Raw genomic sequence first — 23,874 nt, 5'->3', positions numbered from 1 at the left:
TTCGTCGTCTAGTGGTTGGAGTGGTAGCCGGCGGCCTTCGCGCGTTCGAAGGAGCGGCGGACCTCCTCCTCGGCCTCGGCGCGGCCGGTCCAGGTGGCGCCCTCGACGCTCTTGCCGGGCTCGAGGTCCTTGTACACCGTGAAGAAGTGCTGGATCTCGAGCCGGTCGAACTCGGGGACGTCGGCGATGTCCTTGAAGCGGTCCTTGCGCGGGTCCTCCGCGGGGACGCACAGGACCTTGTCGTCCACGCCCTTCTCGTCGCGCATGCGGAACATGCCGATCGCGCGGGCGCGGATCACGCAGCCGGGGAACGTGGGCTCGACGAGCACCAGCGCGTCCAGCGGGTCGCCGTCCTGGCCCAGCGTGTCGTCGATGAAACCGTAGTCGGCCGGGTACACCGTGGCGGTGAACAGCGTCCGGTCCAGGCGGATTCGACCGGTCTCGTGGTCGATCTCGTACTTGTTCGCGCTCCCCTTGGGGATCTCGACGGTCACGTCGAACTCCATCGGCCGACCTCCTCCAGGCTCCTGTGCAGTGCTCTCAATGGCCTAGTCTCTGTGCATGTCCCTCAGCGACAACGCCGACCCCAAGGTCGCGAGTAGTACGCCACACGCCCGACCCGCCGCGCCCGTCGCCGCGCGGCCCTCGAAGCAGGGGCCGCGGCGCCGCCGGCGGGTCCTCACCGGCGTGCTCGCGGCCCTCGCCGTCCTGGTCACCGTAGCCGCAGCCGGCGGCCTGGTGTGGCAGATCTCGGCGGTCGCCGCCCCGCGGACCGGCACGATCACGACCCCTGAGGCGTACCCGCCGGCGGAGCCCGCGCCGGTGCTGTCGACCTCGAACGCCGACGCGCCGGTCCCCGACCTGTCGGCCCTGCTGACCGGCATGCTCGCGGGCTCGGCGTTCAACGGCACGCTCGGGGCGACCTTCGCCGACGCGCTCACCGGCGAGGTCCTCTTCCAGCAGAACGGCGCCGCCGCGCTCGCCCCGGCGTCCTCCATGAAGGTCGTCACCGCGGTCGCGGCCCTGGAGCACCTCGGCGCCGAGTACCGCATCCCGACGACCGTGGTCGAAGGGCCGACCGAGGACAGCGTCGTGCTCGTCGCCGGCGGCGACCCGACCCTCACGCTCGACGGCGAGGGCTACTACAACGAGTACGCCGAGGGCGCGAGCCTCCAGGAACTCGCCGACCTGGTGCTCGAGGCCCGCGGCGGGACCGCGCCGGCCACCGTGTACCTGGACACGAGCGTCTTCACCGACAACCCGAAGGCCGAAGGCGTCCCCGCGGGCGACCTCGACACCGCGACCGCGCCGATGGCGCCCGTCATGGTCGACGGCGGCCGCACCGACAACACCCTCAAGTACTCGCCGCACCACGCCGACCCCGCGATGGTCGCCGCCGAGCAGTTCGCCGAGCTCCTCGGCGGCGCGGCGGTCGCGCTCGGGACCGCCGACGCGGGCGCGGCCGAGCTCGCCGTCGTCTACTCGGCGCCGATGGCGGCGCTCGTCGACTCGTTCATCCTCACCTCCGACAACCTGCTCGCCGACGCGGTCGCGCTCCAGACGGCGCTGGCCGTCGAAGGCGAGATGACGTGGGCCGCGATGTCCACGGTCCACCTCGCGACGCTCGAAGCGCTCGGAGTGGACACCACCGGGCTGGTCTTCCACGACGGCTCCGGGCTCTCGCCGACGAACCGCATGACCGCCGACGCGTTCACGCTCATGCTGCTCGGCGCGGCCGGGTCCCAGTCGTCGTCGGTGTTCGAGTCGCTCCCGGTGGCGGGCTACTCGGGGACGCTCGACGACCGGTTCGGCTCGGCCGAGAGCGGCAAGGGCGTGGTGCGGGCCAAGACCGGCACGCTCACCGGGGTGAGCTCGCTGACCGGGTCGCTCACGACGCTCGACGGCAGGCAGGTCATCTTCTCGGTCATCACCAACGGCCATTCGACCGCGGAGGCGGACATCGAGGCGGCGCTCGACGAGGTCGCGGCCGCCGTCGCCGAATGCGGCTGCTGACCACCTCCTTTCCTACTCCCGTTCCGTGCGGGGGATCGCGTGAAGGCAATGGTGGCCCGGCCGACCTGAAGCCACGCTGAAGCCGCCTGAAGCGCGCTTCAGGAACACCGCGGGCCCCGGACGAACGCGTCCGGGGCCCGCGGCGCGAGGTCAGGCCGTGTTCCAGGTCTGGTTCAGGACAAGGCATCCGGTGCCCGGCACGGTCGCCGTGCGGTTGCCGATGGACTCCCACGTGTAGGAGCCGTTCGAGCGGACGATCACGTACTTGTACTGGAACGTGGTCCCGGCCGGGACCGAGACGGTGCCCTTCCAGTACGGGTAGGTCGCGCCCGAGAGGTGGGCCGAGGGGATCGCGGTCCAGTCGCCGAGCTGCGGGATCGAGCCGACGATGTAGACCTCGTCGCCGACGCTCGTGCCGGTCACGTACGCGCTCACGGTCACGCAGCTTCCCGTGCCGCCGCTGCCGCCGCCGGTGCCGCCGGCGTGGATCGCGAGCGCGGTCTTCGCGGCGACGGCGGCGGTGAAGGCCCCGCCCGAGACGGTCACGGTCGAGCCGGAGATGACGTCGGTGTAGGAGCCGTCGGGGAGCGAGGTGGTGAACGTCTGCGTGATCGCGGAGGTCCCGGCGTTGATGACGACGTGCCCGGTGTCGCCGCGGCCGAAGGCGAGCGCGTCGCCCGAGCCCCACGTGTTGACGACGGCGTCGCCGGCGGTGGCGGCGCGGAAGCCGGCCATGCCGCTCATGTACGGGGAGCGGTGGATGCAGGTGAAGGCGTCGGCGCCGCAGTTGACGTCGGCGACGGAGCCGTCGGCGTTGAGCGGCGGGCCGGCGTGGGAGTTCGAGAAGGCGTACCCGGTGTAGGAGGCGGGGGTGCCGAACGGGTGGGCGAGCATGAACGCCTCGCCCAGCAGGTAGTCCTGTCCGTGCTTGTAGCTCATGGTGAGCGAGCCGCGCTCGGTGTCGTGGTTGGCGGTGAACACGCCGGCGGGCGAGGTGTAGCCCCAGCCGGTGCCCATGGTGGTGAGGTGGCGGGCCTCGGAGGAGCCGTTGACGTGGTTCTTGAGGTCGTAGGAGTAGCTGAACTCCTGGACGTCGCCGATGCCCGTGTACTCGGCCTCGGTGATGGGTTCGCCGGCGGCGCCGATGACCTCCTGGACGATGTAGGGGTCGCCGTCGACGAGGCTCATGATGGCGGCGAGGTCGGTCGCGGCGATGTGCTTGGCGGCGTCGACGCGGAAGCCGGCGACGCCCAGGCTGGTGAGGTCGTCGAGGTAGGCGGCGATGGTCTCGCGGACGTCGGCCTGGGAGGTGTCGAGGTCGTTGAGGCCGACGAGGTGGCAGTTCTGGACTTCGGCGCGGTCCTGGTAGTTGTCGATCTCGCAGTACGAGGAGCCGGTGTTGTGGAAGTCGGAGGCGTCGTATCCGGCGTCGGGGTAGTGGAACTGCCGGTACTCGCTGCCGTTCCAGCCGTAGCGGGTCTCGGTGGCGGAGCCGGCGGCCATGTGGTTGATGACGACGTCGGCGATGACGCCGATGCCGTTGGCCTCGCAGGCGGCGATCATGTCCGCGTACTCGGCGCGGGTGCCGAGGCGGGACTCGAGCTCGTAGGAGACGGGCTGGTAGTGGATGTACCAGGCGTCCTCTTCGCCGGGGGTGGCGTCGGCGCCGAGGATGTGCTCGTTCGGCGGGGAGGTCTGGACGTAGGTGTAGCCGGAGTCGGCGAGGGGGCCCTCGCATTCGGCGGCGATGGAGTTCCAGGTCCACTCGAACATGTTGAGGATCGAGTCGCCGCCGCCGAGTGCCGCTGCCGGGGCGGTCTCGGGGGCGGGGGGCTCGGTGCGGGGGTAGGCGGCCGCGAGCACCGCGGCGGCGGCGAGGGCGGCCCCGCCTGCGGCGGCGAGCGTCCGCCTGGCGATGGAGTGAGGCATCGTTGCTCCCTGTGAAATTCCTGCCCGCAATCCTGCAAGATGTTGCGGGCTCGGAGCGAACGTAACATCTCCGGTCCGAAACTTTCAAGACGTTCGATATTTCAATTCATGCGCACCGGCCGCGCCCGGTAACGGCCGTTTCAGACCCGCTTGCGCGGGATGGTGGCGAGACGACTGCGCTCTGGATAGGCTGGACCGATGGCGCCGCCCGCAGGAAACCCGATGCTGCCGTCAGTCGACTGGCGGACCGCCGCGTCTTGCTCGCGGGCGTTCAGCAAGGGCGGCCCGACCATGAGCCGCGAAGGCGCCCTCGACGTCGTCGCCGACCTGCACCGCCACGCGCGCAACGCAATCGACCTCGTCACCGACTACACCGGGCTCGTCCCCGCCTCGCTCGCGCCCGTCGACGTCGTCGACCGCGTCCGCTGGAGCCAGATCAACATCGCCGGGTTCCGCCGCCTCCTCACCGGACTCGGCGCCGAGGCCCCCGGCGACGCCGCCCCCACCGCGGCCGCCAAGATCACCGGCGTCCAAGCCGGCGCCGTCCTCGCGTTCCTGTCCTCCCGGGTCCTCGGCCAGTTCGAGACGTTCTCCACCGACACCGGGCGGCTGCTGTTCGTGGCGCCCAACATCGTCGAGGTCGAACGCCGCCTGCGCCTGCCCTCGCGCGAGTTCCGGCTGTGGATCGCCGTCCACGAGGCCGCGCACCTCACCCAGTTCACGGCCGTGCCGTGGATGCGCGCGCACTTCCACGGACTCATCCAAACCTTCTTCGACGCCGCCGAACCGGAGCGCTCCTCCGCGGCCAGCCTCGCGCTCGCCGTCCGCCGCGCCCTCGCCTCCGCCCGCGAAGAGGAGCCCGCCGAGGGCGCGAACCACGACGTGATGACCGCAGTCACCAGTCCCGAACAGCGCCAGGCGATCTCGCAGATCCAGGCGCTCATGACCCTGCTGGAGGGGCACGCCGAGTCCGTCATGGACGGCGTCGGCCGCACCTCCATCAACCACGTCCAGCTCCTGCGCCGCCGCTTCGACCGCCGCCGCGCCAACCCCACGACGCTCCAGCGGTTCCTGCGCCAGCTCCTCGGCCTCGACGCCAAGATGCGCCAGTACGCGGCGGGGCGCCGCTTCGTCGACCACGTCGTCGCCGGGCACGGCGTCACCGGGTTCAACCGGGTGTGGGAGCGGCCCGCGAACCTCCCCACCGAAACCGAGATCGACCGCCCCGAACTGTGGACCGCGCGCGTCCTCGGGGCCCGTGGCTAAGCTGCCGCCCTCGGTGGCGCGACTGCGCGCCGCCGTCCGCGACAGCCTCGCCGACCTCCCCGAAGGCTCCCTCGTCCTCGTCGCCTGCTCGGGCGGACCCGACTCGCTCGCGCTCGCCGACACCACCGCGTTCTGCGCGCCGCGCATGGGCCTGCGGGCCGGGCTCGTCAGCGTCGACCACGGACTCCAGGAGGGGTCGGCCGAGCGCGCCGCGGCCGTGGCCGCGTGGGCCCGCGGGGCCGGGCTCGCACCGGCCGAAGCCGTGACCGTCCAGGTCGGCGCCGGCGGCGGACCCGAAGGGGCCGCCCGCGAGGCGCGGTACGCGGCCCTCGACGCCGCCGCCGAACGGCACCGCGCCAGCGCGGTCCTGTTGGGCCACACCAGGGACGACCAGGCCGAGACCGTGCTCCTGGCGCTGGTGCGCGGCGCGGGGCCGCGCGGCATCGCCGGGATGCGGGCCGTGCGCGGGCACTACCGGCGGCCGCTGCTGGGGATCGCGCGCGGCGACACGCACGAGGCGTGCGCCGAGCGGGGGCTCAAGCCGTGGGCCGACCCGCACAACGAGGATCCGCGGTTCCTGCGCTCGGCGCTGCGCCCGGCGCTCGACTCGCTGGTGGCGGTCCTCGGCGAGGACCTCGTGGCGAACCTCGCGCGGACGGCGGCGCTCGTCGGCGAAGACACCGACTACCTGGACGCGCTCGCGCTGGCGGCGCTCGACGAGTGCCGGGCCGAGGGCGGCCTCGACGCGGGGAGACTCGGGGCGCTGCCGGCGCCGGTGCGGACCCGGGCCGTGCGGGCCTGGCTCCTGGAGTCGGGGGTGAACGGGGCCGAGCTCAACCACCGGCATGTGACGGCGGTCGACGCGCTCGTCGCCGACTGGCGCGGCCAGGGCCCGGCGTTCCTGCCCGGCGGCATCGAGGTCCGGCGCGGCGGCGGCAGGCTCACGGCCACGCAGCCCCTGCGGTGACCGGCGGCCGAACCACAGGCAGGGTCAGGCGCATCGAGACGGCGGTCTGCGGGCCCCCGATGTCAACCCTGCCTCGGGGGTACGACAGCGCGGCCTTCGGAGGCGACCTCGGGTTTCCGCGATGCGGGGCGAGGGGTTCGCGGGCAGGGCCGGGCGCCTCACGGCACCGGGTGCAGGCTCCCGGACTCAACTCTGGCTCGGGGATGGGACCGTTTCCGGGCCGCCGGAGTTCGAGTCGTTAGGGGACTTCGGGGCGCGGGCGGGCGCCTCGTGGCGGCGGATTCTGGGCCCCCGGGCAAAACCCTGCCTCGGGGGTGCGACAAGTCGGGAGGCTTCGGCCGTCGGTTCCGCTCGTAGCGAAACTGAGAGAACTCCCAGTAAGAGGAAAGGCCCGCGCCGGGGGCGCGGGCCTGGGTTCGGGGGCGGAGCCGGGGCTCCGCGGCTACTGGTAGACCTCGGGCTTGAGGACGCCGATGAACGGGAGTTCGCGGTAGCGCTCGGCGTAGTCGAGGCCGTAGCCGACGACGAACTCGTTCGGGATGTCGAAGCCCAGGTACTTGACCGGGATGTCGACGCGCTGCACGCCCGGCTTGCGGAGCATCGAGACCACCGAGACCGACGCCGGGCGCAGGCCCTCGAGGTACTTGAGCAGCCACGACAGGGTGAGCCCGGAGTCGATGATGTCCTCGACGACGAGGATGTGCTTGCCCTCGACGTCGGAGTCGATGTCCTTGAGGATGCGGACCGTGCCCGAGGAGGTGGTGCTGCTCCCGTACGAGGACAGCGCCATGAACTCCATCTTCACCGGCACCGACAGCGCCCGCGCGAAGTCGGCCATGAACATGACCGCGCCCTTGAACACGCCCACGAGCAGGAGCTCGTCGCCGTCCTCGAGCAGCCCGGCGGCGTAGTCGGCCGAGACCTTCGCGCCGAGCTCGGCGACCTTGGCTCGGATCTCCTCCTCGGTGATGATGGTGCGCTCGATCTCCTCGGCGTACCACGAATCCGGATCGAACACCGCGTCCTCCGCTGCGGGGGACGGCACTGATGCTGGGCTGGCCAACTCCGACGTCATGTAACAAGGGTGCCACCCGTTCGCCCGCGCCGCAGGCTTGGGTGGGCGAAGTCAAGCCGCCCGTGGTACTAATTACGGACTATCGGCGGGGCGGGTAAAGGGCGGTATCCGGCGCGGAGCGCCATTTCAGGGGTGCGACCGCTGCGGGACGCCGAACCTTCACACCGTGTACGTTCGAGGTGTCAACGCCTTGCGGCCAAGGAAACCCGGCAAGGCGGCAGCGAGGCCGGCGCGCAGTTCGGTCGCGGCCCCGCTCGAATACGCGACGAACGCAGCAGGAGGAATCGAGTGGTCGACGCCGGGAGACCCACACCTGAGCGGAAGCGGTTCTTCCGCAGGCCGCTCGTCTGGATCGTGCTCATCGCCCTCATCGCGGTCCTCATCGGCAGCTTCTGGTCCGGCGGCTCCGACTACGAGGAGGCCACCACCTCCGAGGTCCTCAAGCACATCAACGACGGGGACGTCGAGGAGGCGAACCTCCTCGACAAGGAGCAGCTCGTCCAGCTGACCCTCACGAGCGGCGACAAGGTCGAGGCCTACCTCCCCGCGGGGATGATGGAGACCGTCGCCACCGAGCTCGAGGACGCCGGCGTCACGTTCGACACCGAGGTCAACGAGACCTCCGTGTTCGTGAGCTTCCTGCTGAGCCTGCTCCCGATCGTCCTCATCGTCCTGCTGCTCCTGTTCTTCATGTCGCAGATGCAGGGCGGCGGCTCGCGCGTCCTCAACTTCGGCAAGTCGAAGGCGAAGATGGTGTCCAAGGACACCCCGAAGACCACGTTCGACGACGTCGCCGGCGCCGACGAGGCCGTCGAGGAGCTCCGTGAGATCAAGGACTTCCTCGAGGACCCGAAGAAGTACCAGGAGCTCGGCGCCAAGATCCCCAAGGGCGTCCTCCTGTTCGGCCCGCCCGGCACCGGCAAGACGCTCCTCGCGCGCGCCGTCGCCGGCGAGGCCGGCGTCCCCTTCTACTCGATCTCCGGCTCCGACTTCGTCGAGATGTTCGTCGGCGTCGGCGCCAGCCGCGTCCGCGACCTGTTCACCCAGGCCAAGGAGAACGCGCCCGCGATCGTGTTCGTCGACGAGATCGACGCCGTCGGCCGCCACCGCGGCGCCGGCATGGGCGGCGGCCACGACGAGCGCGAGCAGACCCTCAACCAGCTCCTGGTCGAGATGGACGGCTTCGACACCCGCGGCGGCGTCATCCTCATCGCCGCCACCAACCGCCCCGACATCCTCGACCCGGCCCTGCTGCGGCCCGGCCGCTTCGACCGGCAGATCCCCGTCGACGCCCCCGACAAGGAAGGGCGCCAGGCGATCCTGGCCGTGCACGCCAAGGGCAAGCCGTTCGTCCCGAACGTCGAGTTCGAGACGATCGCCCGCCGCACCCCGGGCTTCTCCGGCGCCGACCTCGAGAACGTCATCAACGAGGCCGCGCTCCTGACCGCCCGCCACAACCAGAAGGCGATCTCCGCCGACGCCCTCGAAGAGGCCATCGACCGCGTCATCGCCGGGCCCGAGCGCAAGGGCCGCGTCATGGGCGAGCACGAGAAGAAGATGACCGCCTACCACGAGGCCGGCCACGCGCTCGTCGCCCACGCGCTCCCCCACGCCGCGCCCGTGCACAAGCTCACGATCCTCCCGCGCGGCCGGTCCCTGGGCCACACCCTGGTCCTGCCGACCGAGGACAAGTACACGCAGACGCGCTCGGAGATGATCGACACGCTCGCGTACGCCCTCGGCGGCCGCGCCGCCGAGGAGCTCGTCTACCACGACCCGACCACCGGCGCCTCGAACGACATCGAGAAGGCCACCAAGGTCGCCCGGGCGATGGTCACCGAGTACGGCATGTCCGCGAAGCTCGGCGCCATCAAGTACGGCTCCGGCGGCTCCGAGCCGTTCCTCGGCCGCGAGTACGGGCACCAGAAGGACTACTCCGACGAGGTCGCCGCCGACATCGACGCCGAGGTCAGGGCCCTCATCGAGATCGCCCACGACGAGGCGTACGCGATCGTCACCGAGTACCGCGACGTCCTCGACCAGATGGTCACCGAGCTCCTCGAGAAGGAGACCCTGAACCAGGAGGACCTGGAGCGGATCGCGACGCGTGTCGTCAAGCGCCCGCCCATGTCCCCTTTCAACGGCACCGACAAGCGCAAGCTCGGCCAGCCGCCCGTCTCCACCCCGAACGGGTCCCGGCCCGCCGAGGGCCCCGAAGCGGGCATCGAGGTCGGACCGGCCACCGAGGGCCAGAGCCCGCAACCGTAGCAAGATCGTTATCGGGCCCGCCTGCGCAGGTAGGCGGGCCCTCGCGTTTCCAGCGCGTGACGAAGCGCACTCGTATCGTCAGTGGAAGACCGTAAGCTTGCGCAATGGCTGAACTCGACAACCTGGCCGCCCGCCTCATCGACGGCCGCATCAACGGCAGCCCCGTCGAGGACGCGGTCGACCTGGGGCGGATCGAGGCCGCCGTCCGCGAGATCCTCGCCGCCGTCGGCGAGGACCCCGACCGGCCCGGGCTCAAGGAGACCCCGCGCCGCGTCGCGCGCGCCTACGCCGAGCTGTTCGCCGGCCTCCGCGTCGACCCCGCCGAGGTCCTGAAGACCTCCTTCGACGAGAACCACAACGAGCTCGTGCTCGTCCGCGAGATCGAGGTCCAGTCCTTCTGCGAGCACCACCTGCTGCCCTTCACCGGCGTCGCCCACGTCGGCTACATCCCCGGCGTGAGCGGCCAGATCGCGGGCCTGTCGAAGCTCGCGCGCCTCGTCGAGGTGTACTCGCGCCGCCCGCAGGTGCAGGAGCGGCTCACCAGCCAGATCGCCGACCAGCTCTACGAGTCGCTCCAGGCCGCCGGCGTCATCGTCGTCGTCGAGTGCGAGCACACGTGCATGTCCATGCGCGGCATCAGGAAGCGCGGCTCCAGCACCGTGACGTCCGCGGTGCGCGGCCTCATGCAGTCCGACGCGCGCAGCCGCGCCGAGGCGATGTCGCTCCTGCGCGGCACGACCAGCTGAAGCCGGAGACGACCGGCTGAACGGTCCGCGCCGCACGGCGAGGCCGATCGAGTGGGCCCGCGGCGCAGAGGTGCGGTCGTGCCGGGGGGAGCGCGGCGCGCACTGCGGACGCACGGCGCGGACGGCGCTCACGGCGGCGATGATCGCGCGGGACCGCGCCCAGGACACGGCGAAGGCCGGACGCCAGCGGCGTCCGGCCTTCACTGCGGATGAACTGAGGCCAGGGGTGTCCGGTCTCAAGCACCCGGTCGTTAGATGACCTGACCGTTCTGCGACTGGATGGAGTCGCCCTCGGGGGTCGCCTCGGTGTAGACGGTGTCGAGGAACGCGTCGCCGTCCGAGTCCTGGAGGACCGCGTCCACGACGCCGTCGGCGTCGGTGTCGAGCGAGATGTCGTCCACGAAGCCGTCGTAGTTGGCGTCGGTGGCGACGACGTCGGTGTAGCCGTCGTTGTTCGTGTCGGTGGCGACCGAGTCGGAGTAGCCGTCGTCGTTGGTGTCGACGGTGACCTGGTCGGTGTAGCCGTCGAGGTTCGTGTCGGACTCGAGGGTCTCCAGGGTGCCGTTGCCGTCCAGGTCGGAGGCGATGGACTCCATGTAGCCGTCGCCGTCGGTGTCGACGATGATCTCGTCGCTGACGCCGTCGCCGGTGTAGTCCGTCGCGATGCCGTCGGCCTCGCCGTCGTAGTCCGAGTCGACGTAGGTGGTGCCGTCGACGGAGATCGTGTTGTCCTCGATGCCGTCGCCGTCCAGGTCGAAGGTCTCGCCGCTGGTGTAGTCCTCGGTGTAGGTCGAGTCCTCGGTGTAGGTGGTCTCTTCCTCGGCGGTGTAGTCCTCGGTGACGTCTTCCTCGACCGGGGCGGTCTCGTCGTACTCGCTCATCTCATCCATCCTCAGGTGTGAAGTGTTCGGTGCTTGTGAGAAGAACTTTACGACTGCCGGATGGGCCGTGAATCCCCAGAGTGTGCCAACCCCCTATGCTTTCCTCCGGTCACCCTTGCGCGCAGTTGTCACAGAAGGTCAGGAGCGTCCATTGGGCTTGTCGGACAGCTCATTCGAGGTCCCGGATCCTCCCCCGGCCCTGGTCCCGGTCCCCGCGGCCAGGGCGATCGACCTGCACTCCTCCCGGGTCGTGACCGGCGCGCCCGGGTGCGGCTGGCAGTTCGACCTCCGCGCCGACGACCCCGTGACGCGCGACGGGATGCTGGTCGTCCCCGTGATCTCCGAGGAGGACTACTACCGGGCGATCGACGGCGACGGGGACGCGTACGCGAGCCTGGTGCCGGCCGGGGACGTGTGGGTGCAGCGGCCCGAGCCCGGCACGGGCGCGCCGCGGCCCGGCTACCTCATCGAACGCCTCTCCGACCCCGACGCGCCGCCGGTGCGCCGGCCCTACCCAGCCTCCGACGTGCCGAACCTGATCGGGCGCCGGGTGTGGCACTGGACCGACGGGGTGTTCCGCGACGACTTCCGGTGCGTCTCAGAGCCGTTCGAGACCGACGGAGACTTCTGCGTGCGCGTCGTGGAGGAGCGGGCCTGGTACCGGTGGCGGCGCTCCGGGCAGATCCCGAAGGCGCAGGACGCGTTCATCCACCACCTGTGGACCCAGTGACCGGGGACGGCCGGGTCAGGCGCGCCAGAGGGCGAGCATCATCGCCTCGACGGCGATGCGGGGGCGGACGTTCGCTTCGATCGCCTTGCGGCACTCCAGGATCGCGTCGATGCGGCGCAGCAGGGACTCGGCGCTGAGGCGGGTGGCGGCGGCGCGGGTGGTGTCGGCCATGTCCGGGTGCACGGAGGCGACGCGGGCGCCGAAGCCGGCTGCGAGGGCGTCGCGGTAGAACGCGGCGAGGTCGACCAGGGCCCGGTCGAGCGAGTCGCGCTGGGCGCGGGTGTCGCGGGTCTTCTGGCGCTTCTCCAGCTCCTTGAGCGCGGCCGACGCGCCCCGGGCGGCCTTCGAGGCGCCCTTGCCGGTGCCGCCCTTGCCGAGCGCGGTCTCGAGCGCCTCGCGCTCGGCCGCCGACCGGTCGGTGTACGTGCCCGACGCCTCCGCCTCCGCCGCCTCGATGAGTTCGACGGCGGCCGTGAAGCAGGCGCCGAGGCCGGTGAGGCGGCGCGGGATCTGGAGGACGTCGTGGCGCTTCGCGCGCGCCTCGGCGTCGGTCGCGAGGCGGCGGGCCCGGCCCACGTGCCCCTGCGCCGCGGCCGCGAACAGCTCGGCCTCGCGGCGGTCGAGGCCGTCGCGGGCGACCAGGAGGTCCGCGATCGCGCCCGGCGGCGGCTGGCGCAGGCCCATGACGCGGCAGCGGGAGCGGATCGTCACCGAGATCTCGGCCGGGTTCGTCGAGGGCGCGCACAGCAGGAACACGGTCCGCTCCGGCGGCTCCTCCACGGCTTTGAGCAGCGCGTTCGCGGCGGCCTCGGTGAGGCGGTCGGCGTCCTCGACGATGAGGACCTGCCAGCGCCCCGACGTGGGGGCGCGGGAGGCGTCGAGGATGAGGCCGCGCACCTGGTCGACGCCGAGGGACAGGCCCTCGGGGATGACGCGGGTGACGTCCGGGTGGGTGCCGCCGAGGACGGTGCGGCAGGTGTGGCAGTCGCCGCAGCCGCCGTCGGGGCACTGGAGGGCCGCGGCGAACGCGACCGCGGCGGTGGAGCGGCCGGAGCCGGGCGGGCCCGTGAACAGCCAGGCGTGGGTCATGCCGGTGCCGGCCGCGGCCGCGGCGAGGACCCGCCGGGCCTCGTCCTGGCCCACGAGCTCGTCGAAGACGCCGGTGGTGCTCACGCGCGGCCGGCCTCTTCGGCGACGGTGTCCCAGCCGTAGTCGCTGTCGGCGCGGTCGGGGTCCTTGTCGGTGTCGAGGCCGGGCCAGCCGGCGTCGGTGCGGGCGGTCTGGGTGCGGATGTCGAGGCGCTCGGCGACGGCCTCGCGGACCTGGGCGGCGATGTCGTCGGGGGTGCCGGTCGCGGGGATGACGAGGTAGCGGCGGGGGTCGGCGGCGGCGAGCCCGAGGAACGTCTCGCGGACCCGCTCGTGGTACTCGAGGCGCTCCTGCTCGAGCCGGTCGCCTTCGCCGCCGGCCTTGGCGCGGTGCAGGCCCTGGGCGGGGTCGACGTCGAGGAGGACGGTGAGGTCCGGCTTGAGGCCGCCGGTGGCCCACTGGGAGACCCAGGCGACCTCGTCCTTGCCGAGTTCGCGGCCGGAGCCCTGGTAGGCGATCGAGGAGTCGATGTAGCGGTCGGAGACGACGACGGCGCCGCGTTCGAGGGCGGGCCGGACGACGCGTTCGACGTGCTGGGCGCGGTCGGCGGCGAACAGGAGCGCCTCGGCGCGCGGCACCGGCGCGGACGCGTCGGTCCCGTCGCCGTTCTTGGCGTCGAGGACGAGGGAGCGGATGCGCATGCCGATGTCGGTGGCACCGGGTTCGCGGGTGAGGACGGCCTCGTAGCCGCGGAGTTTGAGCCAGGCGGCGAGCTTGACGGACTGGGTGGACTTGCCGGCGCCCTCGCCGCCTTCGAAGACGATGAAGAAGCCGTCGCTCTGGAGCGGAAGCGGGGCGGAGAGGGGGCGGCCGCGCAGGGAGGACCACAGGTCGGCGAAGACGGGGACGCCGGGCTTGTCGTCCATGGACCGGAACGCGGTGATGCCGAGCCAGATGACGAGGCCGGCGGCGGCGAAGAGGAGGATGCGGCTCATGGAGACCTCGACGCGGGTGATGCCGAGGTTGAGCTGGCGGGCGGCCTGCCAGCCGGCGAGGGGGGCGGAGACCGTCATGGCGAGCATGAGGATGACGCGGGCCGAGACGGCGATGAACGCGAACATGCGGCCGCGGATCTCGTCCTCGGTCTCGCGCTGGAGGAGCGTGATGCCGGCGAGGAAGGCCATGCCGGCGCCGAGGCCGATGACGACCGAGCCGAGGATCGAGAACACCATGTGGGGGGCGAGGGCGTCGAGGGCGAGGCCGGCGCCGGCGAGGACGATGCTCATGCCGAACCAGCGGAGCCGGGAGAGGTCGCCGACGAGCTTGGGGCCGAGGGCGATGCCGGCGCCGAGGCCGAGAAAGAGGAACACGGCGAGGGTGTAGAACGCGGCGTCGCCGGCGCCGAGGGTGCCGGCGTAGACGGTGCCGACGCCGATGAGGATGCCGGCGCCGCTGAACGCGCCGAGCATGCCGACGATGAGGCCGCGCACGCGTTCGGAGGTGCGCAGGTAGGACCAGCCCTCGACGAAGTCGTGCCAGAGGCTCGTGGCCTTCGCGGCGGTCTGGCCGTAGCGGCCGGAGATCTGCGGGATGAAGAAGTAGACGGTGACGGCGAGGATCGCGAACATGACCGCGTCGATGTAGAGCGCGAGGACCATCGGCTCGGCCCAGGTGCCGAGGTTGGACCAGACGGCGGAGCCGCGTTCGAGGATCGCGAGGACGGCGAACGCGAGGGGCGGGGCGATGCCGTACGTGGTGGCGAGGCTGAGCTGGTTGGCGGCCTCGTACTTCTCGCGCGGCAGGAGGTTGGGGACCGCGGCCTCCTTCGCGGGCGACCACATGAGGACGGCGGCCTCGATGCACAGCTGCGCGACGGCCAGCCAGGTCACGGTGATCGCGGTGGAGCCGGTGGCGAGGTAGACGGTGGGGACGGAGGCGATGAGGAGGCAGCGGGCGATGTCGCAGGCGGCCATGGTCTTGCGGCGGTCGAAGCGGTCGGCGAAGACGCCGGCGACGGGGCCGAGGACGAGGGAGGGGAGGAGGCGGAGCACGATCGTGGCCGAGAACGCGGCGCCCTTCGCGGCCGGGTCGTCGAACAGCGACTGCGCGAATCCGGCGGTGGCGAAGAGCGCGAGCCAGTCGCCGAAGGAGGCGAGGCCGAGCACGGTCCACAGCCGCCTGAACGGCTTGATCCGCAGCACCGTCTGGATGTCGGCAAGGGTGTTCGCCATGCTGCTCCTCGAAAGTCAGAGACCGCACCGGGTCGACTACGAGACTAGTCGGCCCGGTGCGGCCGCACGTCCCGGCGCGGCGTTTGAGTGGCCCGCGACAGGCCCGGCGCGAGCGCTACGGGAGGCGGCGGGCGAGGTAGTCGCAGACGACGCCGTTGGCCTCGGCGATCGAGGCGGCGCAGCCCTCGGGGTCGCGGCGGAACGCCAGGCGGACGAGGGCCTGGCCGGTCTCGACGGCGACGGTGACGGTCTTGCCGAAGTCGTCGTCGCCGCCGATCCCGAAGCGCTGGGCGAGCCCGGCGAGGATCTGCTCGGCGATGACGTCGCCGCCGGTGGTGACGGCGTCGGCGCGGCCCGGGTCGATCGCGTCGGCCAGGTGGAGGACGCGGAAGCCCGGCGCGGTGCGGTACATGTGGACGTACTCGGCGATCGCGGCCTCGACCCCGGCCCGCCAGTCGGCGGGGGGCTCGGCGTCGAAGCGCGCGGTCAGGCGCTCGAAGTACAGGTCGATGTAGCGCTGCGACAGCGCCTCGGCGAGCGAGCGCTTGTCCCCGAAGAACTGGTAGACCGAGCCGATGGCGACGTCGGCGCGCTGCGCGATGGCGGTGGTCGAGAGCCGGTCGTAGCCGACCTCCTCGATCAGGTCGGCGGCGGCGTCGAGCATGCGGCGGACGCGGGCGGCCGAGCGCTCCTGGACGGGCAGGCGGCGCAGCGAGTGCGTCTGGCCGAACTTGGACACCGGCGACATCGTGGGCTGCCTGGCGGCGGGCACGGTTGCAGTGCTCATGGTGTTGTCTCCCCCCTGGTGATGACAAGTCTCCCCATCATGGACGACTTGCCCGGATTTGAGGCTCATTCCCGGTCGTGTCGCGAGAGAAATTCCGGCTTCCCTCGACCGAGTGTCACCATTCGGCCACGAAACGGAACGAAACGACCATGTCGCCGAGCGGCTTGCGGGATTGCGGAGTTGGTCACTCCGGCGCGTGCGGCGGTTGTGCCCGGACACCCCCAGGCGGAAGGATGGCGAGGGTTTGGCGCGTTGCTCCAGGGGACAGGCAACCGCAGGAGAGGACTGACACGTGAATCAACGGCGCACACCGGTGTTCCGGGCCCGATGCCGCAAGCAGGCGGTCCGCAGGGTCGCGATGGTCTCGGTCCACACCTCTCCGCTCGCGCAGCCCGGCACCGGCGACGCCGGCGGCATGAACGTGTACGTGCTCAACACCGCGCGCGAGCTCGCGCGCGCCGGCGTCGAGGTCGAGATCTTCACCCGCGCCACCAGCTCCGAGGAGCCCCCCACCGTCGAGGCCGCGCCCGGCGTCCTCGTCCACCACCTGCCCGCCGGGCCCTTCGAGGGCCTGTCCAAGAACGACCTGCCGACGCAGCTGTGCGCGTTCACCGGCGGGCTCCTGCGCGCCGAGGCCCACAACCGGCCCGGGCACTACGACCTCATCCACGCCCACTACTGGCTCAGCGGCCAGGCCGCGTGGGTGGCCTCCGAGCGGTGGAACGTCCCGCTCGTGCAGACCTTCCACACGCTCGCGAAGGTGAAGAACGCGCAGCTCGCCGAGGGCGACAGCCCCGAGCCGATCGGGCGCGTCGTCGGCGAGGAGCAGATCACCACCGAGGCCGACCTCCTCATCGCCAACACCGCCGCCGAGGCCGCCGAGCTCCAGCACTACTACGCGGCCGACGCCCGCCGCGTCGAAGTCGTCCACCCCGGCGTCGACCTCGGCGTGTTCCGGCCCGGGGACCGGTACGCGGCCCGGCAGGCCCTCGGGCTCCCCCAGGACGCGCTCGTCGTCGCGTTCGTCGGCCGCATCCAGCCGGCCAAGGCCCCCGACGTGCTCCTGCGCGGCCTCGCCCGCCTGCGCGAGACCGACCCGGCGCTCGCCGAGCGCATCGTCCCCGTCTTCGTCGGCGGGCCCTCGAACACCGACCTGTACTGGCTGCCGAAGCTCGCCGGGGAACTCGGCCTCGGCGACCGCGTCCAGTGGCGCAGCCCGCGCTCGGGCGAGGCGCTCGCGCAGGTCTACCGGGCCGCCGACGCCGTCGCCGTCCCCAGCTACAACGAGTCGTTCGGGCTCGTGGCCCTCGAGGCGCAGGCCGCCGGCACGCCCGTCCTCGCCGCGAAGGTCGGCGGGCTGACCACCGCCGTCGCCGACGGCGCCTCCGGGCTCCTCGTCGACTCCCACCGCGCCGGCGACTGGGCCGACGCGATCGGCCGCCTCATGCGCGACGGGGCGCTGCGCGAGCGCCTCGCCGCCGGCGCCCGGTCCCACGCCGCGCTGTTCTCCTGGCAGGCCACCGCCGAAGGGCTCGGCGCCGCCTACCGGCGCACCGTCCTGCGCCGCTCCCAGGCGATTACGCTGAACCGGTGATCGAGCGACTCACGGCCGCCCTCGACGAGATCGGCGCCGACTACCGCCTGGACACGCCGCGCTCCGTGGTCGTCAGCCTCCCCGGGCAGCGCAAGCTCACCACCGAGTGCGGCCTCGTGATCGAGGACCACGCCCTGCGCGTGGAGGCGTTCGTGGCCCGGCGGCCCGAGGAGAACCACGAGGCCGTGTGGGCGGAGCTCCTGCGCCGCAACGGGAAGCTGTACGCCGTGTCCTTCGCCGTGGACGGCAGCGACGACATCCACCTCGTCGGGCGCCTCCCCTTCGCCGCGATCGGCGCCGACGAGCTCGACCGCGTCCTCGGCCAGGTCCTCGCGGCCGCCGACGAGACGTTCAACGTCATCCTCGAACTCGGCTTCAAGTCCTCCATCCAGGACGAGTGGCGCTGGCGCCTCGCCCGCGGCGAGTCCACGCGGAACCTCGCCGCGTTCGAGCACCTGCGCCCAGACGACTGAGGGCTCCAGGCCGAATCACATATGCGGCAAGGTCCGCCAACTTATCTGGCAAGCCAGAGGGCTGCCTGTGCAGGGTCATAGCCCGCAAGCTGCACGAGGCCTTTCCTCCGAAGCCGCCCGCAGACGTACGCCGGGGCCTCAGTCGTCACGAGGACTGCGGCTCTGGCCGCCCCGCCTTACAAGGCCGGAGACGCCAGACCAATACGGCCGAGCATCGTTTTGGGAGGTAAGCGGCGATCGGGCTCTGGATTGGGCTGGAGGTCTACTCCCGCCGCCTCCTACAACGGAAATGGATTTCTGTGGCTCAAGAGAGTGGAGTTGCATTGAAGTGAAGCAGGGTCCAATTATCTAACCCTTCCATCTCCCCGACTACATTCCCGTAGGCTAGACTGAATGGAATTCGCCTCGCGGACGAATTCCGATCGTACCCCTAAGAAGGAATCCCCTCATCTCCACAGAAATCCCCTAGGAGAACCTTGAACAAAGCCATCATCATCGGCATCGATTCGTATCCCGAGGCGCTTTTGACCGGCTGCGTCAATGACGCAAGCGACGTAGCGGATTGCCTTTCACTCGAGCAATACGACTTCGAGAGCGTACTCATACTCGATGGCGACGCCACGCGCAGCGAAATTCTTAAGGAGCTCTACCGGACCGCCTACGCCGAGGAGCACTACGGAGAAGGAAGCACGCTTCTCTTCTACTTCGCTGGACACGGCCAGGTGATTGGCCAGGCCGGCCATCTGGTCACGCACGACGCGGAGAATTTCGACCCGGGGATCTCCTTGGCCCACCTTGCCCAGGTCATGGAATCCGCTAGCCTGGTCTTCGACCACGTCGTGTCAATCCTCGACTGCTGCCACGCAGGCTCCGCGTTCACGTGGACGAACAGCCGCCCACTCTCACCCTCTGACATCGAGCGTGAAATTCAAGCCGTCAACGAGAGTCGGTGCGTGCTTGCCGCATGCCGTCCTGAGGAGCTGGCGCTCGAGGAGAACAGCCGTGGCGTATTCACCACCAGGTTGATAGATGCGCTCCTCGGAGACGCGGTGAACTGGGACGGCGACGTCACGCTCATGGGGGTCTACGAGTACATCGCGGCTGCCCTGCCCAAAGGGGCGCAAACGCCCGTTTTCAAGGGCGACGTAGCGGGAACTGTCATTCTCGGCAGAGGATTTGAGCCTCGGCAAGGTCGCCCCATCGAGAAGAGCGAGCTGGCCAAGATCATTGCGAAGGCGCAGCGCCTCGTGGACCACTACCACAATCTGGAATTCACTGAGCTCACCGACCGCGGCACCCGGCTTGCCGGCGGCTCGAAACGATGCGCGAGCGAACTTGAGGCCGTGGCGAACTGGTTCGAGGATACCGAGCGCAGCAGCCCTGACATCCGTTCGCACTCGGACTGGAGTGAGCTCAACGACCGCTTGTTGGTCTTTAGGAAGCATCTGTCCGACATCAGCGTCGGGGAGGACAACCGGTTCGGCAAGGTCAAGTTCAAAATCGGCGACGGCGCATTCGGGAACGTGTGGGCCGTTGAGAACGGGACAGGCCAACTTAAAGCCCTGAAGATCTTCCACGGCAATGAGCTCCACCTCGGCGTAAAGGTCCGCCGGTTCTCCAACGGATACGCCAGTATGCGCAAGCTTGACCACCCGCGCATTGTCCAAGTCTACGAGATGACAAAAGCCCCATTCGGCTTCCTAATGCAGTATATCCCGGGCGATAATCTGCGCAGGGCGTACATCGAGAAGGAAGGCAATGCCGAGATCGTGCTGCGCCTGATGATCGAAATATGCGAGACGGTCCAATACGCCCATTCACAGGGCGTCCTCCATCGCGACATCAAACCCGAGAACATCATTCTCGAACGCGATTCGGAGGGGAGTCTCACACCGTACCTGACCGACTTCGACCTGGCGTACCACGAGACAAATCGTACCATGACGATGACCGCGGGAGAAGGCGTCGGAGGCGTCCTCAATTACGCGGCTCCAGAGCAGCTGTACGCCCACAACACCTCGGCTGCCCGCAGTATGACCGTTGATGTTTACAGCCTCGCCCAATTGATGTTCTTTCTGATCGTCGGAGAAGACCCTTCGCCGGCGAGTCCCGCGAGGAACATCCAGAAGCTCACCCACACGCTCACCAACTGGGTAGACGACCGTGCATCGGAGCCTCTGCTGGAAATGTACGAGCAAGCCAGCTCGAAAGAGCCTTCGGAGCGCCCGCAGACGGTCACTGATTTCCTCACACCGTTGCGGAAGGCTGAGATGTTCATCCAGCTCGCGAGCGACTCTGAGGACGTACCGGAGGACGACTTCTGGCGGAGGGTCGGACACGCATATGCCGGTCTCGGCAAGTACGAGGCCGATACCGACAAGATGTGGACCACCAACATGTCTAAGCAGGTCGAGGTCATCGGCCGGTTCAAGCACGTGTCCACGCGAGGGATCGCGGAGGTGGAACTCGAGTTCTCGATGACGCAGAACATGCTGGTGCCGTCATTCAAAACAGGCAAGAAGGCGCGCGAGCAGATCAACAAGTCTGGACAAGCTCCTTCAGAAGCGGTTTGGGCATACAGTGCGGCGGCATAACGGCCAGAAGGGCACTTATCAGGTCTTCGTCAACGTGTCGGACGTCAAGTTTCATATCACGAGCGTGAATCGAGTCTGCGAAGTGATCACCACAACCGTCAACGGTATTGAGAACTGGGGTGGCTCCTGAGCCGCATGACAAGCTCGAGATTGCGAGTTCGAGTTTCAATGCGCCCTGCGCTGTCGCACCGGGATTCTGGACGATGCTCAATTCTTCCGCCGCGCCTTCGGCTTGGTTCGCGGCAGCGAGGCACGGTGATGCCGAGATGCTCGTCGAGAGGCGACGGCCGCCACACCTTCGCGCCGACCGGGGGGCCGCCCGCGCGGCGAGGCGGCAGTATGGGGGCATGACCTACACTCTCGTGCTGCTTCGCCACGGCGAAAGCGAATGGAACGCCAAGAACCTGTTCACCGGCTGGGTCGACGCGAAGCTGTCGCCCTCCGGCGAGGAGGAGGCCCGCCGGGGCGGGCGGCTGCTCGCCGAGGCCGGGCTGCTGCCCGACGTCGTCCACACCTCGCTGCTGCGCCGCGCCATCAACACCGCGGAGCTGGCGCTGAACGAGGCCGCACGGTCCTGGATCCCGGTCAAGCGCTCCTGGCGCCTGAACGAGCGCCACTACGGCGCCCTCCAGGGCAAGGACAAGGCCCAGACGCTCGCCGAGTTCGGCGAGGAGCAGTTCATGATCTGGCGCCGCTCCTTCGACGTGCCGCCGCCGCCGATCGAGCCCGGCTCGGAGTTCTCCCAGGACGGCGACGACCGCTACGCGTCCCTCGCGCCCGAGGTCAGCCCCTCGTCCGAGTGCCTCAAGGACGTCATCGAGCGGATGCTCCCCTACTGGTACGACGGGATCGTGCCCGACCTGCGGACCGGGCAGACCGTGCTCGTGGCCGCGCACGGCAACTCGCTGCGCGCCCTCATCAAGCACCTCGACGGCATCAGCGACGAGGCGATCGTGGGCCTGAACATCCCCACGGGCATGCCGCTGCTCTACGAGCTCGACGAGAAGACCCTCAAGCCCGTCACCGCCGGCGGCGCCTACCTCGACCCCGAGGCCGCCGCCGCCGCGGCCGCCGCCGTCGCGAACCAGGGCAAGGCCAAGCGCGAGGACAACAAGGGCCTGGAGCAGGCCGAGAAGAAATAGCCCGAACGTCCGCTCTGCGCCGCATCGGAGCGGCCTCGATCACGGCCCGGCGCTCGACGCCGGGCCGTTTCCTGCCTAGTCTGGGGGCGTGGCCCACAACGAACCGCAGCCCACGACCCTCGGCAGAGGCGTCGGGCGCGTCCTGACCGGTCTCGCCGCGGGCGCCGCCTTCGGCGCCGCCGCGACCGCACTCATGAGGATCCGGCACCGGGGCGCCCCCCACCCCGAGCCGCGCACCGCCCCCGTCCCCGACACCCGCCCGTGGGAGGCCGCCGTCGGCCTCCTCCGGACCGGCGTCTGCCTGGTCGACGACCACAACCGCGTGCTGTACACCAACCGCGCCGCCCGCGACCTCGGCCTCGTCGACGACCACGAGATCGTGTCCCTGACGCTGCGGGCCCTGCTCGCGCAGGCGCGCCGCTCCGGCCGCTACCGGGACGCGGAGATCGAGGTCCCGAAGCAGGTCATGGGCGAGCCGAGCGCTGTGAGCGTGCGCATCACGCCGCTGCCCGACGGCGTGTCGGTCGCCGAGTTCCAGGACATCTCCGAGCTGCACCGCGTCGAGCGGGTGCGGCGCGACTTCGTGGCGAACATCAGCCACGAGCTCAAGACGCCCGTGGGCGCGATGCAGATCCTGTCCGAGGCCCTCAAGGACGCCGCCGAGGACCCGGACGCGGCCGCGCGCTTCGCCGACCGCATCCGCTCCGAGTCCAAGCGCATGAACCACCTGGTCAGCGACCTGCTGGAGCTGTCGCGGCTCCAGGGCGCCGAGAAGCTCCCGGACCCCGAGCCGGTCGAGGTCGACCGCATCGTCATGGAGGCGTTCGACCAGACGCGGATAGCGGCCGAGGAGAAGGGCATCGAGCTGCGCCTCACCGGCGTCGAGGGCACCGAGGTGCTCGGGAACGAGCCGCAGCTCGTCACCGCCGTGAAGAACCTCGTCGGCAACGCCATCTCCTATTCACCTGACGACACGGCCGTGGAGGTGGAGACCTCCGTGACGTCCCCGAACGGGCACCTCGCGGGGGTCAAGATGGTGTGCATCGCCGTGCGCGACCAGGGCATCGGCATCCCCGCGGAGGAGCTGGACCGCATCTTCGAGCGCTTCTACCGGGTGGACGCAGCCCGGTCGCGCGCGACCGGCGGCACCGGCCTCGGCCTGGCGATCGTCAAGCATGTGGCGGTCAATCACGGGGGTAGGGTTGAAGTGTCCAGTATGCCCGATGCCGGGTCAGTGTTTACCTTGATGTTGCCTGCGCGTTCCCTTCCGTCCGACGCCACGGCACCGGACTCGGCTGAAATCGGAACAACCAGCAAGCCCGGCCGTTAGGAAGGTTCACTCGTGACCCGCGTGCTCGTAGTTGAAGACGAGGAATCGTTCTCCGATGCCCTCTCCTACATGCTCCGCAAGGAGGGCTTCGAGGTGGCGGTCGCCGCTGACGGCGACGCCGCCATCAAGGAGTACGAGCGCGCCGGCGCCGACGTGGTCCTGCTCGACCTGATGCTGCCGGAGAAGTCCGGCACCGAGGTCTGCCGGGAGCTGCGCGCCAACTCGAACGTCCCGATCATCATGGTCACGGCCCGGGACTCCGAGGTCGACAAGGTGGTGGGGCTGGAGCTGGGCGCCGACGACTACATCACCAAGCCGTACTCCTCGCGCGAGCTGGTGGCGCGCATCCGCGCGGTCCTGCGCCGCTCGGCCGAGCCCGACGACCCGATCGTCACGGTCCTGGAGGCCGGGCCGGTGCGCATGGACGTCGACCGCCACACGGTCACCGTCGGCGGCGGCGACGTGCAGCTGCCGCTCAAGGAGTTCGAGCTGCTGGAGATGCTGCTGCGCAACGCCGGGCGCGTGCTCACCCGCGGCCAGCTCATCGACCGGGTCTGGGGCGCGAACTACGTGGGCGACACCAAGACCCTCGACGTGCACGTCAAGCGCCTGCGCTCCAAGATCGAGCCCGAGCCGGGCAAGCCGCGCCACCTCGTCACGGTCCGCGGCCTCGGATACAAGTTCGACCCGCACGCCTGAGCGCGCCGAGCGCCGTCACCTGGCGTTCACCTTGCGAGTATCACACTTCCTATAGGATCC

The 23,874-nt window shown here is 70.2% G+C and carries 19 protein-coding genes; 12 read left to right on the top strand and 7 right to left on the bottom strand.

Translation table 11 applies throughout. The features are described 5' to 3' along the window. Window positions 1–8: 8 nt before the first annotated feature. The gene (locus tag EIW28_RS21915; protein WP_091048710.1) at window positions 9–506 is read right to left on the bottom strand and encodes an inorganic diphosphatase; all 498 of its coding nucleotides are present in this window, start codon (window positions 504–506) and stop codon (window positions 9–11) included. Between the two features lie 55 nt (window positions 507–561). Between EIW28_RS21915 and dacB the strand changes: the two genes are divergently transcribed. Continuing rightward, a complete protein-coding gene (dacB, locus tag EIW28_RS21910; protein WP_125249846.1) occupies window positions 562–2,013 on the top strand; it encodes a D-alanyl-D-alanine carboxypeptidase/D-alanyl-D-alanine endopeptidase in 1,452 nt (483 codons plus the stop codon). Between the two features lie 150 nt (window positions 2,014–2,163). Here the strand turns inward: dacB and EIW28_RS21905 are convergent, their stop codons facing one another. Next, window positions 2,164–3,942: a carbohydrate-binding module family 20 domain-containing protein gene (locus tag EIW28_RS21905; RefSeq protein WP_197717416.1), complete on the bottom strand. Its 1,779-nt coding sequence runs from the start codon at window positions 3,940–3,942 to the stop codon at window positions 2,164–2,166. A gap of 291 nt (window positions 3,943–4,233) precedes the next feature. On the opposite strand from EIW28_RS21905, the gene EIW28_RS21900 reads away from it, so the two are divergent. After that, entirely contained in the window at window positions 4,234–5,208 is a 975-nt protein-coding gene (locus EIW28_RS21900; RefSeq protein WP_232014130.1) for a zinc-dependent metalloprotease, read from the top strand. Further along, complete coding sequence (tilS, locus tag EIW28_RS21895) at window positions 5,201–6,175, top strand: tRNA lysidine(34) synthetase TilS (RefSeq protein WP_187350645.1); 975 nt, start codon at window positions 5,201–5,203, stop codon at window positions 6,173–6,175. Before EIW28_RS21900 ends, tilS begins: the two co-directional genes overlap by 8 nt. 442 nt (window positions 6,176–6,617) lie before the next feature. On the opposite strand, the gene hpt is transcribed toward tilS, so the two are convergent. Further along, entirely contained in the window at window positions 6,618–7,250 is a 633-nt protein-coding gene (hpt, locus tag EIW28_RS21890) for a hypoxanthine phosphoribosyltransferase (RefSeq protein ID WP_125249844.1), read from the bottom strand. 288 nt (window positions 7,251–7,538) lie between these two features. Between hpt and ftsH the strand changes: the two genes are divergently transcribed. Together ftsH and folE are read left to right on the top strand one after the other, a co-directional pair. After that, entirely contained in the window at window positions 7,539–9,518 is a 1,980-nt protein-coding gene (gene ftsH / locus EIW28_RS21885) for an ATP-dependent zinc metalloprotease FtsH (protein ID WP_125249843.1), read from the top strand. Between the two features lie 104 nt (window positions 9,519–9,622). After that, the gene (gene folE / locus EIW28_RS21880) at window positions 9,623–10,264 is read left to right on the top strand and encodes a GTP cyclohydrolase I FolE (RefSeq protein WP_125249842.1); all 642 of its coding nucleotides are present in this window, start codon (window positions 9,623–9,625) and stop codon (window positions 10,262–10,264) included. Window positions 10,265–10,515: 251 nt separating this feature from the next. On the opposite strand, the gene EIW28_RS21875 is transcribed toward folE, so the two are convergent. Beyond that, window positions 10,516–11,145, bottom strand: a complete 630-nt coding sequence (locus tag EIW28_RS21875; RefSeq protein WP_125249841.1) for a hypothetical protein — start codon at window positions 11,143–11,145, stop codon at window positions 10,516–10,518. A gap of 157 nt (window positions 11,146–11,302) precedes the next feature. Between EIW28_RS21875 and EIW28_RS21870 the strand changes: the two genes are divergently transcribed. Further along, entirely contained in the window at window positions 11,303–11,875 is a 573-nt protein-coding gene (locus EIW28_RS21870; protein ID WP_125249840.1) for a hypothetical protein, read from the top strand. A gap of 15 nt (window positions 11,876–11,890) precedes the next feature. Here the strand turns inward: EIW28_RS21870 and EIW28_RS21865 are convergent, their stop codons facing one another. The 3 genes from EIW28_RS21865 to EIW28_RS21855 form a co-directional block, all read right to left on the bottom strand. After that, on the bottom strand, window positions 11,891–13,048 hold the full coding sequence (locus EIW28_RS21865) for a DNA polymerase III subunit delta' (RefSeq protein ID WP_197717415.1): 1,158 nt from the start codon (window positions 13,046–13,048) through the stop codon (window positions 11,891–11,893). Continuing rightward, window positions 13,045–15,195: a dTMP kinase gene (gene tmk, locus EIW28_RS21860; protein ID WP_125249839.1), complete on the bottom strand. Its 2,151-nt coding sequence runs from the start codon at window positions 15,193–15,195 to the stop codon at window positions 13,045–13,047. Before tmk ends, EIW28_RS21865 begins: the two co-directional genes overlap by 4 nt. A gap of 115 nt (window positions 15,196–15,310) precedes the next feature. Continuing rightward, window positions 15,311–15,982 carry a TetR/AcrR family transcriptional regulator gene (locus EIW28_RS21855; RefSeq protein ID WP_232014125.1) on the bottom strand — a complete coding sequence of 224 codons (672 nt, stop codon included), beginning with the start codon at window positions 15,980–15,982 and terminating at the stop codon, window positions 15,311–15,313. Between the two features lie 358 nt (window positions 15,983–16,340). Here EIW28_RS21855 and mshA point away from each other — a divergent pair, with 358 nt between their 5' ends. From mshA to EIW28_RS21825, 6 genes are all read left to right on the top strand, one after another. Next, window positions 16,341–17,576: a D-inositol-3-phosphate glycosyltransferase gene (gene mshA, locus EIW28_RS21850; RefSeq protein ID WP_125249935.1), complete on the top strand. Its 1,236-nt coding sequence runs from the start codon at window positions 16,341–16,343 to the stop codon at window positions 17,574–17,576. Then, window positions 17,576–18,049, top strand: a complete 474-nt coding sequence (locus EIW28_RS21845; RefSeq protein WP_125249934.1) for a type III secretion system chaperone family protein — start codon at window positions 17,576–17,578, stop codon at window positions 18,047–18,049. The genes mshA and EIW28_RS21845 overlap by 1 nt, the downstream gene beginning before the upstream one ends. Window positions 18,050–18,525: 476 nt before the next feature. Beyond that, a complete protein-coding gene (locus EIW28_RS21840) occupies window positions 18,526–20,643 on the top strand; it encodes a protein kinase domain-containing protein (protein WP_125249838.1) in 2,118 nt (705 codons plus the stop codon). 347 nt (window positions 20,644–20,990) lie between these two features. Continuing rightward, the gene (locus EIW28_RS21835) at window positions 20,991–21,785 is read left to right on the top strand and encodes a phosphoglyceromutase (protein WP_125249837.1); all 795 of its coding nucleotides are present in this window, start codon (window positions 20,991–20,993) and stop codon (window positions 21,783–21,785) included. A gap of 88 nt (window positions 21,786–21,873) precedes the next feature. Beyond that, the gene (locus tag EIW28_RS21830; RefSeq protein WP_125249836.1) at window positions 21,874–23,115 is read left to right on the top strand and encodes a sensor histidine kinase; all 1,242 of its coding nucleotides are present in this window, start codon (window positions 21,874–21,876) and stop codon (window positions 23,113–23,115) included. Between the two features lie 12 nt (window positions 23,116–23,127). Continuing rightward, window positions 23,128–23,814 carry a response regulator transcription factor gene (locus EIW28_RS21825; protein WP_091048759.1) on the top strand — a complete coding sequence of 229 codons (687 nt, stop codon included), beginning with the start codon at window positions 23,128–23,130 and terminating at the stop codon, window positions 23,812–23,814. Window positions 23,815–23,874: the final 60 nt, after the last annotated feature.

Origin of the sequence: Glycomyces terrestris, assembly GCF_003933745.1 — a bacterium.
Taxonomy (GTDB): domain Bacteria; phylum Actinomycetota; class Actinomycetes; order Mycobacteriales; family Micromonosporaceae; genus Glycomyces; species Glycomyces terrestris.
The sequence above is the reverse complement of the archived record's forward strand: the minus strand, read 5'-3'. Positions and strand labels throughout refer to the sequence as shown.

What these genes read in the sequence shown, in the direction of transcription:
- mshA (WP_125249935.1), top strand. Translation starts at nt 16,341, where the DNA reads ATGGTCTCGGTCCACACCTCTCCGCTCGCGCAGCCCGGCACCGGCGAC.
- EIW28_RS21915 (WP_091048710.1), bottom strand. Translation starts at nt 506, where the DNA reads ATGGAGTTCGACGTGACCGTCGAGATCCCCAAGGGGAGCGCGAACAAG.
- EIW28_RS21900 (WP_232014130.1), top strand. Translation starts at nt 4,234, where the DNA reads ATGAGCCGCGAAGGCGCCCTCGACGTCGTCGCCGACCTGCACCGCCAC.
- EIW28_RS21875 (WP_125249841.1), bottom strand. Translation starts at nt 11,145, where the DNA reads ATGAGCGAGTACGACGAGACCGCCCCGGTCGAGGAAGACGTCACCGAG.
- EIW28_RS21905 (WP_197717416.1), bottom strand. Translation starts at nt 3,942, where the DNA reads ATGCCTCACTCCATCGCCAGGCGGACGCTCGCCGCCGCAGGCGGGGCC.
- EIW28_RS21835 (WP_125249837.1), top strand. Translation starts at nt 20,991, where the DNA reads ATGACCTACACTCTCGTGCTGCTTCGCCACGGCGAAAGCGAATGGAAC.
- tmk (WP_125249839.1), bottom strand. Translation starts at nt 15,195, where the DNA reads ATGGCGAACACCCTTGCCGACATCCAGACGGTGCTGCGGATCAAGCCG.
- dacB (WP_125249846.1), top strand. Translation starts at nt 562, where the DNA reads ATGTCCCTCAGCGACAACGCCGACCCCAAGGTCGCGAGTAGTACGCCA.
- EIW28_RS21855 (WP_232014125.1), bottom strand. Translation starts at nt 15,982, where the DNA reads ATGAGCACTGCAACCGTGCCCGCCGCCAGGCAGCCCACGATGTCGCCG.
- hpt (WP_125249844.1), bottom strand. Translation starts at nt 7,250, where the DNA reads ATGACGTCGGAGTTGGCCAGCCCAGCATCAGTGCCGTCCCCCGCAGCG.
- folE (WP_125249842.1), top strand. Translation starts at nt 9,623, where the DNA reads ATGGCTGAACTCGACAACCTGGCCGCCCGCCTCATCGACGGCCGCATC.